Genomic DNA, 14,306 nt, shown 5'->3' with positions numbered 1-14,306 from the left:
GATGAATTCCTATACTTATAAATCAGGCAGTAACGTATGGCTTTTAACGACTCCCCTAAAATTGCACTTATCGAAGACGACGACATTGTTCGTCAGGCAACCAGCCAATGGTTACAGCTGGCGGGATTTGATGTATCGGCATTCAGTCTGGGGGAAGAGGGCAAAGCCGCCATTCTTAGCCAAGAATTTGATGCCATTGTGAGTGATGTTCGCCTACCAGACATCGACGGTTTATCGATACTAGAAAGCCTGATTGCCAACCATATTCAAACCCCGATTATTTTGATCACTGGCCACGGTGATGTCGATATGGCCGTTGGTGCCTTACAACGCGGTGCGTTTGATTTTATTGAGAAGCCTTTCCAGCCAGAGCGTCTATCTCAACGCGTGACTGAGGCCGTTGAGAGTTATCGCGCACAAACTTCTACTCAAGATCGTCAAGAGTATCTTTCTAGCATTAGCGGCTTAGAAGAAGTGTTGGTTGGGCGAAGTAAAGTGATGCAAAAACTAAGGGAGCAAGTTGCCAAACTAGCGCGAATTGATACTAACGTGATCATTTATGGTGAAACAGGTTGTGGTAAAGAGCTGGTGGCCACCAGTTTGCATAATGAGAGCCAACGGAGAGCCCATCACTTTGTGCCCATTAACTGTGGTGCAATTCCTGAAACACTGTTCGAGAGCGAATTATTTGGCCATGAAGCTGGCGCATTTACCGGCGCGGCCAAAAAGCGCATTGGTAAGCTTGAATACGCAGATAAGGGCACCTTGTTTTTTGATGAAGTAGAAAGCATGCCCCTTTCAATGCAAGTGAAAGTATTGCGCGCTCTTCAAGAACACACCATAGAGCGAGTAGGTGGCAACCAACAAATCTCTGTTGATTTACGGGTGATCGCCGCTGCGAAAGAAGATCTCAATGATCATGATGAGTTTCGTCAGGATTTATATTATCGCCTTAATGTGGCGCAGATCTATCTACCGCCACTGAGAGAGCGTGAAGAAGACGCATTGATCTTATTCGAACATTTCACATTGAAGAACAACCCAAACTGCCGACCTGTGAGTGAAGCCGATAGAAAAGCCATTCTTGCTTATGCGTGGCCGGGCAATGTGCGGGAACTAAGAAACGTGGCCATAAGGTTCGCGTTAGACAACACCATTTCGGTTATGGAAATTCTCTCTAGTCGCCCTTCCTCGACAAACGAAGAGACACATGCAGGGGTGCCGTTGGTGATTCAGCTGCATAATTTTGAACGCAAGGTGCTGCATGATTCGTTAGTTCGAAACCAAGGAAGAATTACGGATGTGATGGTCGAATTAGATTTACCACGCCGAACCCTCAACCAAAAGATGCAGAAGTTTGGGTTGAATCGCTCTGATTACACATAGAAAAAACGGCTTCACTTAGGAAGCCGTTTTTTGTTGAGGTACTTATTTGTTAAGGTACTCGCCAATTTAGGCTTGGTTTGCCAATTCGGCGCGTTGTTGGCTTGCCTTGCGGGTAAATACTACGCCCACAACCACCATAGCGATCGTCGGAACAATCCAACTTGCAAAGTAGTGGTACAGCGGCATATTGCTGTCTAACCATTGGTTTGCCGCTTCTGGCATGTAACCTAGGATGTGCAGCGCATCAACGCAACCAAACACTAGAGCAGTGAACGCCGTCGCTACCACCATGAACTGTGACATCTTGTTGCGCACTGGTGCCATGATCATCAATGCAATCGCCACTGGGTGAAGCACCACAACCGCAGGCAATGTGATAGCCAATAGTTGCTCCAGACCTACGTTAGCAATCAAACCTGCCAACACCATGGTCGTAATAACGCAGCCTTTGTAGTTCACTTTGCTGAAAGTGTTGTCGTAAAACTCACTACCTGCTGTGGTTACGCCGATAGCAGTAGTCAAACAAGCCAATACCATTACGGCACCTAGCAATAGTGAACCAAACGCACCAAAGTGGTTGAAGGTGAACGCCGTTAGGATATCGCCACCGTTACTGAATTCAGAACCTAAGTATGAGCTCGTCGAGCCAATGTAAGCCAATGAGATGTAAACAAATGCCATCGCAACCGCGTACATCAAAGCGGCGATTAGCGTGTATTTTGCGGTGGCTTTCGGACAATCTACCCCCATGCTGCGAATCGCACGGAAAATAATCCAACCAAAACCGATAGAGCCTAGCGCGTCCATTGTCATGTAGCCTTGGGTTAAGCCTTCAGCAAATGCGCCAGATACGTATGGACCTGTTGCTGTGGTTAGTTCGCCAGCAGGGTAAACCAATGCGGTCACAGACATGATCACCAAGATAGCCATCAAAGCAGGAGTTAAGATCTTACCTAGGTTGTCGACCAACTTACCCGGATATAGGGCGAATAAAATGGTGATAACGCAGAAGGCAACAGTGAAAGGCACCAAAGCGGCATCACCAAACATTGGTGCAAAGCTAAATTGGTAAGCCACAGTAATCGCGCGTGGAATCACAAACGCAGGGCCAATCACGATAAACACCATCACCCAAAAACTGGTTGCCAAAGGTTTAGGTAGGGCTGTGGTTAGTTTGTCTGAACCGTTAACGATAGCCACCATTACTAGTGCCATTGCAGGCAGACCTACGCCCGTCAAGAGGAAGCCAGACATCCCGCTCAGAAAGTTTTCACCTGCTTGATAACCCAAAAATGGAGGGAAGATCAGGTTACCCGCGCCTAAGTACATGGCGAAAGTCATGAAGCCCAAAGCGGCGATATTGCGTGCGCTTAACATTGTTATTCCTCTTATGTTTCGCTTGGAAGAAACTGAAAGGAATGGGAGGAGTATGTGGTGTTCCCGTCAGCTTCTTCTCAAGCTGACAGAAAGTTTAGATATAGCCTGTCAGCTCTGAATCAGTTCCAGAGAGAGCAGGAGGATCGCAGCAGCAACGCCAGATGGGCGTTTTAAAGCGAATTGTGATTGCGCAGTTGCTGACATGGATGATCCTTAATGACGAAAAAATACCAAGGAATACGTTTGCCTTGGCGTGTTGTTACCCTAACGAACATGGGGCCATTGGCACAACCCCGAAGAAGAAAATAAGTTGATACGGTCAATGTTTGTTTCTGAACTGGTGGATCGAACTGGTTTTTAAATTCAAAATCAGAATAAATGACTTTTCATTTCTGTAACATTGCTTGTTTTGCTGTATTTTTGCGCTATTTGTAGTCATTTAGGCTGCAAATCTCCGCCGATAAAGTGAGCAGTTTAGAATGATGCGCTTTTTCTTCTTATTGTTAAGACGCTTTAGCTCCGGTTCAGCCCAAGATCTCATCGGCAAGATATTGCTCATCGGCAAACGGAGCATTTTTTCATTCCAGATCACATTTCATTAACCTTTTGCTGTGTAGTTGCACAAATTTATCCTCAGAAATAGGCAATATCTTGCTTATTGCTTTGTTATCAAATCAGCATGATTTTGCTCATTTATATCGGGTCTTGATCTTTATCTCAATAAATACAATAGCTTAAAAGTTGGCATTTCTATTGCTCTAGGCTATTTGTTGTTAATCAAGGTTTAATGCCTTGTAAATTCAAATCGTGAAACGACTACACGGAGAGTAATAATGAAAATGAATAAGCTGGTAAAAGCTTTAGCTGTCGCTGTGACTTCTTTTGGTATTGCTGCTAATGCAGTAGCGGAAGAGCGTAGCTACATTCTTGCAACGGCATCGACAGGCGGAACTTACTACCCTGTGGGCGTAGCACTGGCGACATTAAGTAAAGTGAAATTGGCACCTAAACATCACTTCTCACTTTCTGCTATTAGCTCTGCTGGATCTGGTGAAAACGTCAAACTACTGAACGAAAACGAAGCCCAGTTCGCGATTCTGCAGGGCTTATACGGTGCGTGGGCTTGGTCTGGCGAAGGCCCTTATGAGAAGAGCGGTCGCCAAGAGCAGCTGCGCTCAGTCTCTATGCTGTGGCAAAACGTTGAGCACTTTATTGTTCGCTCTGACCTAGCAAAAACGGGTACGGTGACTGACCTGAATAATCTAGATGGTAAGAAGTTCTCTATCGGTAAGAAAAACTCTGGTACAGAGAATTCTGGTCGTCAAATCATGAAAGGTCTGAATGTCGACCCAGATAAATTCAATCTAGCCTACATGGGCTACGGCGGTAGCGCGAGTGCGCTTCAAAACGGCACTATTGACGGCATGAACACGCCTGCGGGTGTCCCCGTTGGGGCGGTCACTCAAGCTTTTGCTGCGCTAGGTAAAGACATCTCGATTCTTTCGTTTACAGACGAACAAATCAAAGAGGCGAATGGCCACTATAACCTTTGGACGAAATACGAGATCCCAGCCAACACCTACCCAGGTCTGGACAAGCCGATCACGACTATCGCACAGCCAAACTTCTTGGCCGTTCGTGAAGACATCTCGGAAGAAGACGTATACCAGCTAACCAAAGCAATATACGAGAACTTGCCATTCCTACAAGGCATCCACAAAGCAACCAAAGCAATGGCAATGGAAAAAGCAATTGCTGGCTTGCCTGTACCTCTTCACCCAGGTGCAGCGCGTTACTACAAAGAAATGGGCATCGAAATCCCATCAGACCTAATGGCGAAATAACGTCAGCTCGCCCCGAGCGTTGGCTTGGGGTATTTAATCCCTACAAACGATTTAAAACGAAAAAAGCCGCTAGAGCTTGGAGTATAAGATGAGCGACTCAATAGAGAAGGAATTGCAGAAGTTTGAGCTGCCCACGCGCACAGACTTTCCGTGGGTAACGACCACAATTACAGTGTTTGCCGTGGTGCTATCTGTTTTGCACATTTGGTTTAATACCTTATCGACGTTACCGGAGTTATGGATTTCTGCCACTCACTTTGCTGGTTTTGCAGTAATTTGTGCGCTTTGGTACCCGGCCCATATCTCTCTCAAGCAGAGTAAGATTGCACTGGGCGTTGATGTGTTGATTGCCTTGGGGGCCGTCGCGTGCTTGCTCTACATTCCTTATGCCGAAGACGCGCTGTACGAACGCGGTGTGAAGTTCGTGACCAGCGATTGGGTGTTCGCCATCTTGGCCATCTTGATTGTTATCGAACTGATTCGACGTACTATGGGCTGGTTTATTCCAGTGCTGATTGTGGTGTGTTTAAGCTACGTTGTGCTTTGGGGTAAGTGGGCAACCGGTATTTTCCACTTCCCGGGTTTGAGTATGGAAACTTTACTTTACCGCAGTTTCTATTCTTCAGAGGGCATGTTCGGTTCTATTTCACGCATCAGTTGGACTTTTGTATTCATGTTCATTCTGTTCGGTGCGTTTCTTGTTCGCTCTGGCGTCGGCGATTACATCATCAATGTGGCACGTGCGGCGGCAGGCAAAATCATTGGCGGTCCCGGTTTTATCGCGGTAATTGGCTCGGGTTTGATGGGCTCTGTATCGGGCTCTAGCGTAGCAAATACGGTTTCAACCGGTGTTATCAGTATTCCTTTGATGCAAAAAGCGGGGTTCCCTTCGCGCTTTGCTGCGGGCGTTGAAGCGGCGGCCTCGACAGGTGGTCAGTTGATGCCACCAGTGATGGGGGCGGGTGCTTTCATCATGGCGTCTTACACGCAAATTCCTTATGTTGATATCATCGCGGTTTCTTTCATTCCAGCTCTTATCTACTTCTTGTCTGTGGCGTTCTTTGTGCGTATCGAAGCTAAACGCAGCGGTGTTCAGAAGATCACGACCAGTGATGAATCTCTACTTAAAGTCGTAGTCAGCGGCTGGCACAACCTTATCCCACTGGCTGTATTGGTTACTCTTTTGGTCCAAGGCTTTACGCCAACTTACGCGGCGGGTCTATCGATCATTTCTGTTGTGGTGGCTTCTTGGTTCTCAAAAGATCACAAAATGGGACCAAAAGCGATCATCGAAGCGCTTTCGCAAGGTGCGAAAAACATGGCGACAACCGCCGTATTGCTTGTGGGTATTGGTTTGGTGGTCAACGTGATCAGCACCACGGGCATCGGTAACACGTTCTCATTGATGATCGACGGCTGGGCGAATGGCGACTTGTTCATTATGATCGTTCTTATTGCGCTCGCCTCTCTGGTATTGGGCATGGGTTTACCAGTAACGGCGGCTTACATTGTTTTGGGTACACTATCTGCTCCTGCGCTGTACAAGTTGATTGCGGAAAACCAATTGCTTGAATTAATGGTGTCGGGTCAATTGCCAGAGCAAGCAAAAGCCATCTTTATGTTGGCGGCGCCAGAAAAGCTGGAACTGCTTAATGCACCAATGGCGTTGGAAACCGCGAAAGAAATGGTGGCGCTAGTACCTGCGGACTTTATGGAAACCCTATTAGAGCAAAGTTTGGGTATGGAAGCGGTAGGTTTAGCACTGCTGGCTGCTCACCTCATCATCTTCTGGTTATCGCAAGACAGTAACGTAACACCACCAGTGTGTTTGACCGCTTTTGCAGCAGCAACCATTGCAAAAACACCACCGATGCGCACCGGTTTGATGGCGTGGAAAATCGCCAAAGGTTTGTATCTTGTGCCGCTACTTATTGCCTACACAGGCTTAGTCAGTTGGGATGTGACGTCGGTGATTACCGTGGGCTTCTTTGCCATCATAGGTACCTATGCATTGATTGGTGCGATTGAAGGCTACTTGGAAGGTCCACTAAACATTCTGATGCGTCTTGTGTTGATTGTGGTGGGTACATTGCTTGTTTGGCACGACATCCCAATGTTGGTTCGTGTAGCAAGCTGCGCAGTATTTGTCGCGATTTTTATTTACAGTGGTCGTAAGTTCAAATTGCAACAATCTCAACTATCGGTTTTATAAGAGGTCGTATGAAATCAGTCTATGACTACATCATTGTTGGTGGCGGTATCGTTGGTGTGTCGACAGCATGGCAACTGCAGCAACGTCACCCAGACAAATCCATTTTATTGGTTGAGAAAGAGTCCGGTTTTGCCAAGCACCAAACCGGACACAATAGCGGCGTGATTCATGCCGGGGTGTACTACGCACCGGGCAGCTTAAAGGCAGATTTTTGTAAGCGAGGGGTAGAGCGAACCATTTCGTTCTGCGCCGAGCACGATATTCCGGTGGAGAACTGTGGCAAGTTACTGGTTGCTACCAATGAGCAAGAAGTCGAACGTATGAATGCCCTCTATGAGCGCTGCCATGTCAACGGCATCGACGTAAAGCTACTCGATGAAGTTCAACTCAAGCTGGCTGAGCCAAACATCACAGGCTTGGGCGCGATTTATGTCAAAACCACCAGTATTGTCGATTATCGTTTGGTCACTGAGCAGATGGCGGAAGAGTTCCAAAAGCTCGGTGGTCAAATCAGCCTGAGAACCAAAGTAGTGGCTGCCGAAGAGAAGGATGAAGAAGTCCAACTTACCTGCATTTCAGACGGTCAAACCATGCAGCTCAATACCAAGTTCTTGGTTACTTGCAGTGGCTTGATGGCGGATCGCATGACTAAGATGATGGGTATTCTAACCGATTTCCAAATCATCCCTTATCGCGGCGAATACTACCGTTTGGATAGTAAGCACGACCAAGTCGTGAATCATCTTATTTACCCAATCCCAGATCCTGATTTGCCTTTTTTGGGTGTCCACCTCACTCGTATGATTGATGGTAGTGTGACCGTTGGTCCAAATGCGGTGCAAGGCTGGAAGCGAGAAGGGTACGACAAGGTTAACTTCAGCCTGCAAGATACCATGCAAATGCTCAGTTTCTCCGGCTTTTGGAAGGTGACACAAAAGCATCTAAAAACCGGACTGGATGAGTTTAAGAACTCGTGGTGGAAGCCGGGCTATCTGAAATTGGTCAACAAATATTGCCCAAGCATCAAGGTAGACGATCTCAAACCATATCCTGCGGGTATTCGTGCGCAAGCAGTGTTATCCGATGGAACCTTGGTTCATGACTTCTTGTTTGCCGAGAGCGCAAGAAGCCTGCACGTTTGCAACGCCCCCTCTCCTGCAGCGACATCTGCAATGCCGATTGGGGAGTACATTTGCGATAAAGTGAATGAGAAGATAGAGGCGAAAACGGTATAAAACAAAGGCGACGTAACTGTCGCCTTTGCTGTATTTGGAAGAGCCTTTATGACTCGCCTTCTTTAGGGCAAAGTTCGCCTTTCTTGGCGTGTCTTTCAATCATGTAATCGCCTCGGGCACTGTGCAAAACAATCGCATTCCACACTTGCCCGTCTTTGAGTTCAAACTCCATCGCATAGTGTATGCCGCCGACGACTTGGGTTCTCACATCATTGATTTGTTTTAGCTTATCCGTGGCATTCATTTGATACAAAATCATACTGAGAGAACGCTCTGCATCAGGGGTGACTTTCGCTACTTGCCACCCTCCTGGAACGCCACCTTGTGCGCCGCATATCGCTTGCATTTTCTTTTTCAAAGCCGGTGACATTTGTTTGTCGACTGCTGTTGCGCTGTTGGCGAATGGAAGCGCGGTAATCGCCACAATGGTCGTCCACATCATCCTTAACTTCATAAATTCACTCCGTTGTTTTGTTATTGATTGAGTATAAGCACGACTTTCACGGTTTACATAATTGCAAGGAATTACGGTTCAACTTGTAGGTACGGAACAGAAGAGTGAAAAGAGTAAAAAAAGATCGCTTTTGAGTGGCACTCGTAACACTTCTAGAGGAGGAGACGTTATGAGTCTGAAGCAATATTTTGAGAAGGTCTCACCAAAGTTTGAACCGAGAGGCCAATACCAAAAGTTCTACCCACTTTTTGAAGCTGTCGAAACCCTTTTTTACACGCCAGGTAAAGTGAATCGCGGCGCTACTCACGTTCGAGACAGCATCGATTTAAAGCGGATCATGATTATGGTGTGGCTAGCCGTTTTCCCTGCGATGTTTTGGGGGATGTACAACATAGGGCAGCAATCCAGTGACGCGTTGCTCTATGGCCTTGACCAAGCGGCAGCGCAGCAAGCTATTGATGCCTCTTGGGGGCTAAGCTGGGTTTGGGGTTCGGTAGAAGCCGCGAGCCAAGCAGGTTGGGCAAGCAAAATGCTTGTTGGCGCGACCTATTTTCTGCCTGTCTACGCGACGGTATTCATCGTTGGTGGTTTTTGGGAAGTTCTGTTTGCCATCGTCCGCAAACATGAAGTGAATGAAGGCTTCTTCGTGAGCTCCATTTTGTTCTCATTGATTCTGCCGCCAACCATTCCACTGTGGCAAGCCGCCTTAGGTATCACTTTTGGTATTGTGGTAGCGAAAGAAATCTTTGGTGGCACGGGGCGAAACTTCTTAAACCCGGCATTAGCAGGGCGAGCCTTCTTGTACTTCGCTTATCCCGCTAACATGTCTGGCGGTGCTGTTTGGGTTGCGGCAGATGGTTACTCTGGCGCTACACCGCTGAGCCAATGGTATGAAGGTGGTCAGAGTGCCTTGACGAACAACATGACGGGGCAGCCTATCTCGTGGATGGACGCGTTTGTTGGCAATCTGCCCGGTTCGATGGGGGAAGTCTCGACCTTACTTATTGCGCTCACCGGTCTAGTGCTGATCTTCATGAAGATCGCTTCGTGGCGAATTGTTGCAGGGGTCTTTGTTGGCTTAGCCGTAACTTCGCTACTGCTTAATGCGATTGGATCGAATACAAATCCCATGTTCTCTATGCCGTTCTACTGGCACTTCGTGATCGGTGGTGTTGCGTTTGGTACCTTCTTTATGGCGACAGACCCAGTATCCGCTGCGTTTACTAATGGTGGTAAGTGGGCTTACGGTATCTTGATTGGTGTGATGACGATATTTATCCGTGTACTCAACCCAGCCTATCCGGAAGGCATTATGTTAGCGATTCTGTTTGCCAACTTGTTTGCTCCTTTGTTCGACTACATGGTCAAAGAGAACAACATCAAACGCAGAATGAAAAGGGTGAGACCTTCGTAAAATGAGGTAAGCTTCACTGAAATTTGATTGAAAACTGCACTATATTGAAAAGGTCAGAGACATGGGGTTTCTGGCTTTTCTTTTTATCAGGAGGACGAAGACGATGAGAATTAAGGATATTCTCGATAGCCGTTTGGTGCTGTCGTTCTGGTACAACCTAGACTACTGCTTGTCTCTTCTTAGTAAAATCTCTGCGCGTTAATTTCCTCAATGCTCCCGCATTGAAAAGCAATTTATCAGTTTGTTTTTAATCTTACGCTTAAATGCGTAGGGTCATGCGTATAAGGAAATTAACAATGAAACGTATCCCAGAACCGTTCCGTATCAAAATGGTTGAGCCAATCAAAATGACGACCTTGGCTGACCGAGAAGTTGCCCTTAAGCAAGCGGGCTTTAACCCATTTCTTCTTCGTAGTGATGATGTTTATATCGACCTGCTGACCGACTCTGGCACTGGTGCTATGAGTGACAATCAGTGGGCCGGCATCATGATGGGTGATGAGTCTTATGCGGGGAGTCGCAACTACTACAACTTGTGTGATGCGGTAGAGCACTTTTTTGGTTACAAGCTCACAGTGCCAGCACACCAAGGCCGTGGCGCGGAGCAAATCTTATTCCCAGCTTTGATTGAGCGTATGCGTCAGGTCCGTGGAGGTGAGACACCAGTGTTCATCTCAAACTACCACTTCGATACTACAGCGGGCCACATTGAACTCAATGGCGGTAAAGCGATTAACGTAGTGACGGAAGAAGCGTTTGATACCACCACGCCATACGACTGGAAGGGTAACTTTGACCTTAATAAGTTGGTGGCAACCATTGAAGAACATGGTTCTCATAACATCTGTGCGATCATCACAACGGTCACGTGTAACAGTTCTGGTGGTCAGCCTGTGTCGATGGAAAACATGCGCAGCGTGTACGAAATCGCAACCAAGTACGACATCCCTGTGGTGATCGATTCGGCTCGCTATTGCGAGAACGCTTACTTTATAAAGCAGCGTGAAGCGGGTTACGAGAACAAGTCGATTCTGGAAATCATCCGTGAGATGTACCAGTTCGGTGATATGCTCACCATGTCTGCGAAGAAAGACCCAATGGTGAACATTGGTGGTATGTGTTGTATTCGCGATCACCAAGAGCTATTCCAAGCGGTACAAACACGATGCGTTCCGATGGAAGGCTTTGTGACTTACGGTGGTATGGCGGGTCGTGATATGGAAGCTTTGGCTCGTGGTCTGTATGAAGGTGCGGATGAGGATTACCTTCACTACCGCATTAGCCAAGTGCAATACTTGGGTGAGCGTCTGCGCGAGGGTGGCATTCCAATCCAATACCCAACAGGTGGTCATGCCGTCTTTGTTGATGCGGCTAAGATTCTGCCACATATCCCACCAGAGCAATTCCCTGCACAAGTGTTGTGTAATGCTTTGTACTTAGAGGCGGGAATTCGAGCGGTAGAGATTGGGTCACTGTTGCTTGGTCGCGATCCGGAAACCGGTGAACAAAAAGCTTCAGAACTTGAGTTGATGCGTTTGACCATTCCACGTCGTGTTTACACCAACGATCACATGGATTACATCGCTGATGCGATCATCGAGTTGAAGAACCGTGCTCATGAACTGAAAGGATTGACGTTTGAATACGAACCACCAGTGCTTCGCCACTTCACAGCTCGTTTCCGCGAACTGGATTGATAACTCTGTGGGTCGCTACTGACATTGATAAACGTTAACTAAGCAAAAAGCCGCGAATCTCGCGGCTTTTTTTGATTCATCTGAGTGTCGTATTACGCCAAATCTAGCGTTATTCGCACAAATTGCTCGTCTTGGTACAGCACCTCGTAATTGAAGGTGTTGCTCGCGTATATACTACCCAGGAACAGAGAGCGTTGACTCATAGGGCCACGGAAAAGCATCGAAATAGGTGCGATTAGGGCGTTATTATCGTCGAAGTGTTGGTTTAAGTTATCAGACAGTACACACAGCAAACAACCGTGTTGGTCGTGAGATAAGTCGACATCTTCAGGACGAGATAGCATTACCGTCGTGCCTAATTTTTTCTCGACTTCGTTGATCAGCAGCAGGTAGCTATCAAGGTGAGGCTGCGGGTTACCAGGTTTATCGGCACCTACACAACGTTCAAGTAAAGCTTCTAAATTGCCATTTTCCCCTTTTGCCTGTTGAGTCAGAGACTTTAATGGCTTTTTAATCAGTTTGTAGCGATTGCTTTTGAGCTTAGGCTTAAGCCACTTTTGCAGTAGATCGTTACGTTCTTTAAGGGGAAGCGTTCGCGATGATGCGTGGATTTTGAAGTGCAGGTGTAATAAGGCGTGCACCGCTAGTTCGCTAAGTAGTTGGTTAGCGTCAGCGGATTGTTTTGCCTGTTTAGAACTTTGCATTACACTCTAAATTCTTTGAAAGAAAGGAATGGTGCCGAGAGAGGGACTCGAACCCTCACACCTAAGGCACTAGCACCTCATGCTAGCGTGTCTACCAATTTCACCATCTCGGCATCATGATGCTCTGAATACACAGAGGCTTCTGAATGAAGCGTTCCAAATTGTATATCCAAAATCCATAGATTGGCGAGAGTAAAATTGCTCATTTTTGGTCTTTGGTGTTCAACTGAACATTTATTGTTCGCTTTTGGCAGTTTTACCATTACTTGTCCTCTCAATACCCCTATTTTCCCTACAAGTATGACCACAAAATGGCATGTTTGCTTAAATAATGAACGCTTGAACGTTTGCGTAAATAAATGTGATGAAACTCTCGTTTTGATGGCTATACTTGCGACCCGTTTAAGCGGGAATTAGGGTTCATTGTTCAGGACCCTTACCCATACAAGCCGTCACATGGAGCGGGATGAGTCGAGAACTCTCCAGCAGTGAATGACCCCACGGACCGGACCAGCTACGTTCAATTGCTTGTATAAGGTAAAAATAAGATGTCGAACTATCCGTTCTTCCTCCAATCTGGATCTGCGAGTGCGCTGTCACTCGATGCGTTGTCCCTTTCTTCTGCCAATGCTTTTGGCGTTCCTTTCTTTTTCAACGTTCAGTAGGTCCGATTCATGAGTGTTCTATTTAGTCTATTTGGTATTGTTGCACTGTTAGGTTGTGCGTTCCTGCTGTCAGAGAGCCGTTCTTCAATCAATTGGAAAACCGTGTCTCGTGCATTGCTGCTTCAGATGGGTTTTGCAGCCTTAGTGCTTTACTTCCCATGGGGACAAGCGGCGCTAGCCAGTTTGAGTAATGGGGTTGCAGGGTTATTAAGTTTTGCCGATGAAGGCATCAAATTCCTCTTCGGTGACCTTGCTTCTACAGGCTTCATCTTCGCGGTTCGCGTTCTTCCTATCATCATCTTCTTCAGCGCTCTTATCTCTGCCCTTTACTACTTGGGCATCATGCAAAAAGTGATTCAATTTATCGGTGGTGCAATCCAAAAATTCTTGGGTACCAGCAAAGCAGAATCACTTGTTGCGACAGGTAACATCTTCCTCTCTCAAGGCGAATCGCCACTTCTTATCCGCCCTTTCTTGCAAAACATGACTCGTTCAGAACTGTTCGCGGTAATGGCTGGTGGTATGGCATCAGTCGCGGGTAGTGTTCTGGGTGGTTATGCAGGTCTAGGTGTAGAGCTTAAGTATCTAATCGCAGCGAGCTTCATGGCTGCTCCTGGTAGCCTTTTGATGGCGAAAATCATCGTGCCAGAGCGTCAAACGCCAAGTGATTACAACAACATCGAGTTGGATAAGTCTGAAGAGAGCAACGTGATCGACGCGCTAGCAAGTGGTGCGATGGGCGGTATGAAAGTCGCGGTTGCGGTAGGTACGATGCTGATCGCGTTCGTGAGTGTGATTGCAATGGTGAACACGGGTCTGGAAAACCTAGGCGAAATGTTCGGCTTTGCGGGCATCACACTACAAGCCATCTTTGGTTACCTATTTGCCCCTCTAGCTTGGTTAATCGGCGTTCCGGGTCACGAAGTATTAGCGGCAGGCTCTTACATCGGTCAGAAAATCGTAATGAACGAATTCGTTGCATTCATCGATTTCGTCCAACACAAAGCAACGCTGACTGAACATACGCAAGTGATCATCACGTTTGCATTGTGTGGTTTCGCGAACATCGGTTCTATTGCAATTCAACTTGGTTCTATTGGTGTAATGGCACCTGAGCGTCGTAAAGACGTAGCGAACATGGGTCTGAAAGCGGTAGCGGCTGGTACGCTAGCGAACCTAATGAGTGCATGTTTGGCTGGTATTTTTATCTCGCTATAAGGAACGCCACCACATAAACAACCATTCAAAACCCGCCACTTCGGCTAACTCCGATCAGTTAAGCAAATGATCAGTTGAACGATCCTTTGGTTGGTTGAAA

At 47.0% G+C, this 14,306-nt stretch carries 11 protein-coding genes and 1 tRNA gene; 7 read left to right on the top strand and 5 right to left on the bottom strand.

Translation table 11 applies throughout. The features are described 5' to 3' along the window. The first annotated feature begins 36 nt into the window (after nt 1-36). Entirely contained in the window at nt 37-1,386 is a 1,350-nt protein-coding gene (locus GXP65_RS19850) for a sigma-54 dependent transcriptional regulator (RefSeq protein WP_162093546.1), read from the top strand. A gap of 66 nt (nt 1,387-1,452) precedes the next feature. Here GXP65_RS19850 and brnQ read toward each other — a convergent pair whose 3' ends face one another. Further along, nucleotides 1,453-2,763, bottom strand: coding sequence for a branched-chain amino acid transport system II carrier protein (gene brnQ / locus GXP65_RS19845; protein WP_162093545.1), 1,311 nt, complete (start codon nt 2,761-2,763; stop codon nt 1,453-1,455). Nucleotides 2,764-3,596: 833 nt separating this feature from the next. Here brnQ and GXP65_RS19840 point away from each other — a divergent pair. From GXP65_RS19840 to lhgO, 3 genes are all read left to right on the top strand, one after another. Further along, entirely contained in the window at nt 3,597-4,607 is a 1,011-nt protein-coding gene (locus GXP65_RS19840) for a TAXI family TRAP transporter solute-binding subunit (protein ID WP_005432575.1), read from the top strand. Nucleotides 4,608-4,695: 88 nt separating this feature from the next. Beyond that, nucleotides 4,696-6,819, top strand: coding sequence for a TRAP transporter permease (locus GXP65_RS19835; RefSeq protein WP_162093544.1), 2,124 nt, complete (start codon nt 4,696-4,698; stop codon nt 6,817-6,819). Nucleotides 6,820-6,827: 8 nt separating this feature from the next. Then, nucleotides 6,828-8,054, top strand: coding sequence for an L-2-hydroxyglutarate oxidase (lhgO, locus tag GXP65_RS19830; RefSeq protein WP_162093543.1), 1,227 nt, complete (start codon nt 6,828-6,830; stop codon nt 8,052-8,054). Nucleotides 8,055-8,100: 46 nt separating this feature from the next. Here lhgO and GXP65_RS19825 read toward each other — a convergent pair whose 3' ends face one another. Continuing rightward, entirely contained in the window at nt 8,101-8,508 is a 408-nt protein-coding gene (locus GXP65_RS19825; protein WP_045396742.1) for a cystatin, read from the bottom strand. A 169-nt stretch (nt 8,509-8,677) separates the two neighbouring features. On the opposite strand from GXP65_RS19825, the gene GXP65_RS19820 reads away from it, so the two are divergent. Both GXP65_RS19820 and GXP65_RS19815 read left to right on the top strand, forming a co-directional pair. Beyond that, nucleotides 8,678-9,922, top strand: a complete 1,245-nt coding sequence (locus GXP65_RS19820; protein WP_162093542.1) for an NADH:ubiquinone reductase (Na(+)-transporting) subunit B — start codon at nt 8,678-8,680, stop codon at nt 9,920-9,922. Between the two features lie 296 nt (nt 9,923-10,218). Further along, entirely contained in the window at nt 10,219-11,619 is a 1,401-nt protein-coding gene (locus tag GXP65_RS19815) for a tryptophanase (protein WP_162093541.1), read from the top strand. A 92-nt stretch (nt 11,620-11,711) separates the two neighbouring features. Here the strand turns inward: GXP65_RS19815 and GXP65_RS19810 are convergent, their stop codons facing one another. From GXP65_RS19810 to GXP65_RS25430, 3 genes are all read right to left on the bottom strand, one after another. Then, the gene (locus tag GXP65_RS19810; protein WP_050913278.1) at nt 11,712-12,323 is read right to left on the bottom strand and encodes a DUF2913 family protein; all 612 of its coding nucleotides are present in this window, start codon (nt 12,321-12,323) and stop codon (nt 11,712-11,714) included. A 29-nt stretch (nt 12,324-12,352) separates the two neighbouring features. Next, nucleotides 12,353-12,436: transfer RNA gene (locus GXP65_RS19805), tRNA-Leu, on the bottom strand. After that, nucleotides 12,401-12,529 carry a hypothetical protein gene (locus GXP65_RS25430; protein ID WP_256867211.1) on the bottom strand — a complete coding sequence of 43 codons (129 nt, stop codon included), beginning with the start codon at nt 12,527-12,529 and terminating at the stop codon, nt 12,401-12,403. Before GXP65_RS25430 ends, GXP65_RS19805 begins: the two co-directional genes overlap by 36 nt. Before the next feature lie 468 nt (nt 12,530-12,997). Between GXP65_RS25430 and GXP65_RS19795 the strand changes: the two genes are divergently transcribed. Beyond that, complete coding sequence (locus tag GXP65_RS19795) at nt 12,998-14,206, top strand: NupC/NupG family nucleoside CNT transporter (RefSeq protein ID WP_005432553.1); 1,209 nt, start codon at nt 12,998-13,000, stop codon at nt 14,204-14,206. Nucleotides 14,207-14,306 lie beyond the last annotated feature (100 nt).

It is taken from the genome of Vibrio sp. LB10LO1 (assembly GCF_010092875.1).
Classification (GTDB): Bacteria; Pseudomonadota; Gammaproteobacteria; order Enterobacterales; family Vibrionaceae; genus Vibrio; species Vibrio campbellii.
This window is presented reverse-complemented; position numbering and strand designations above follow the sequence as displayed.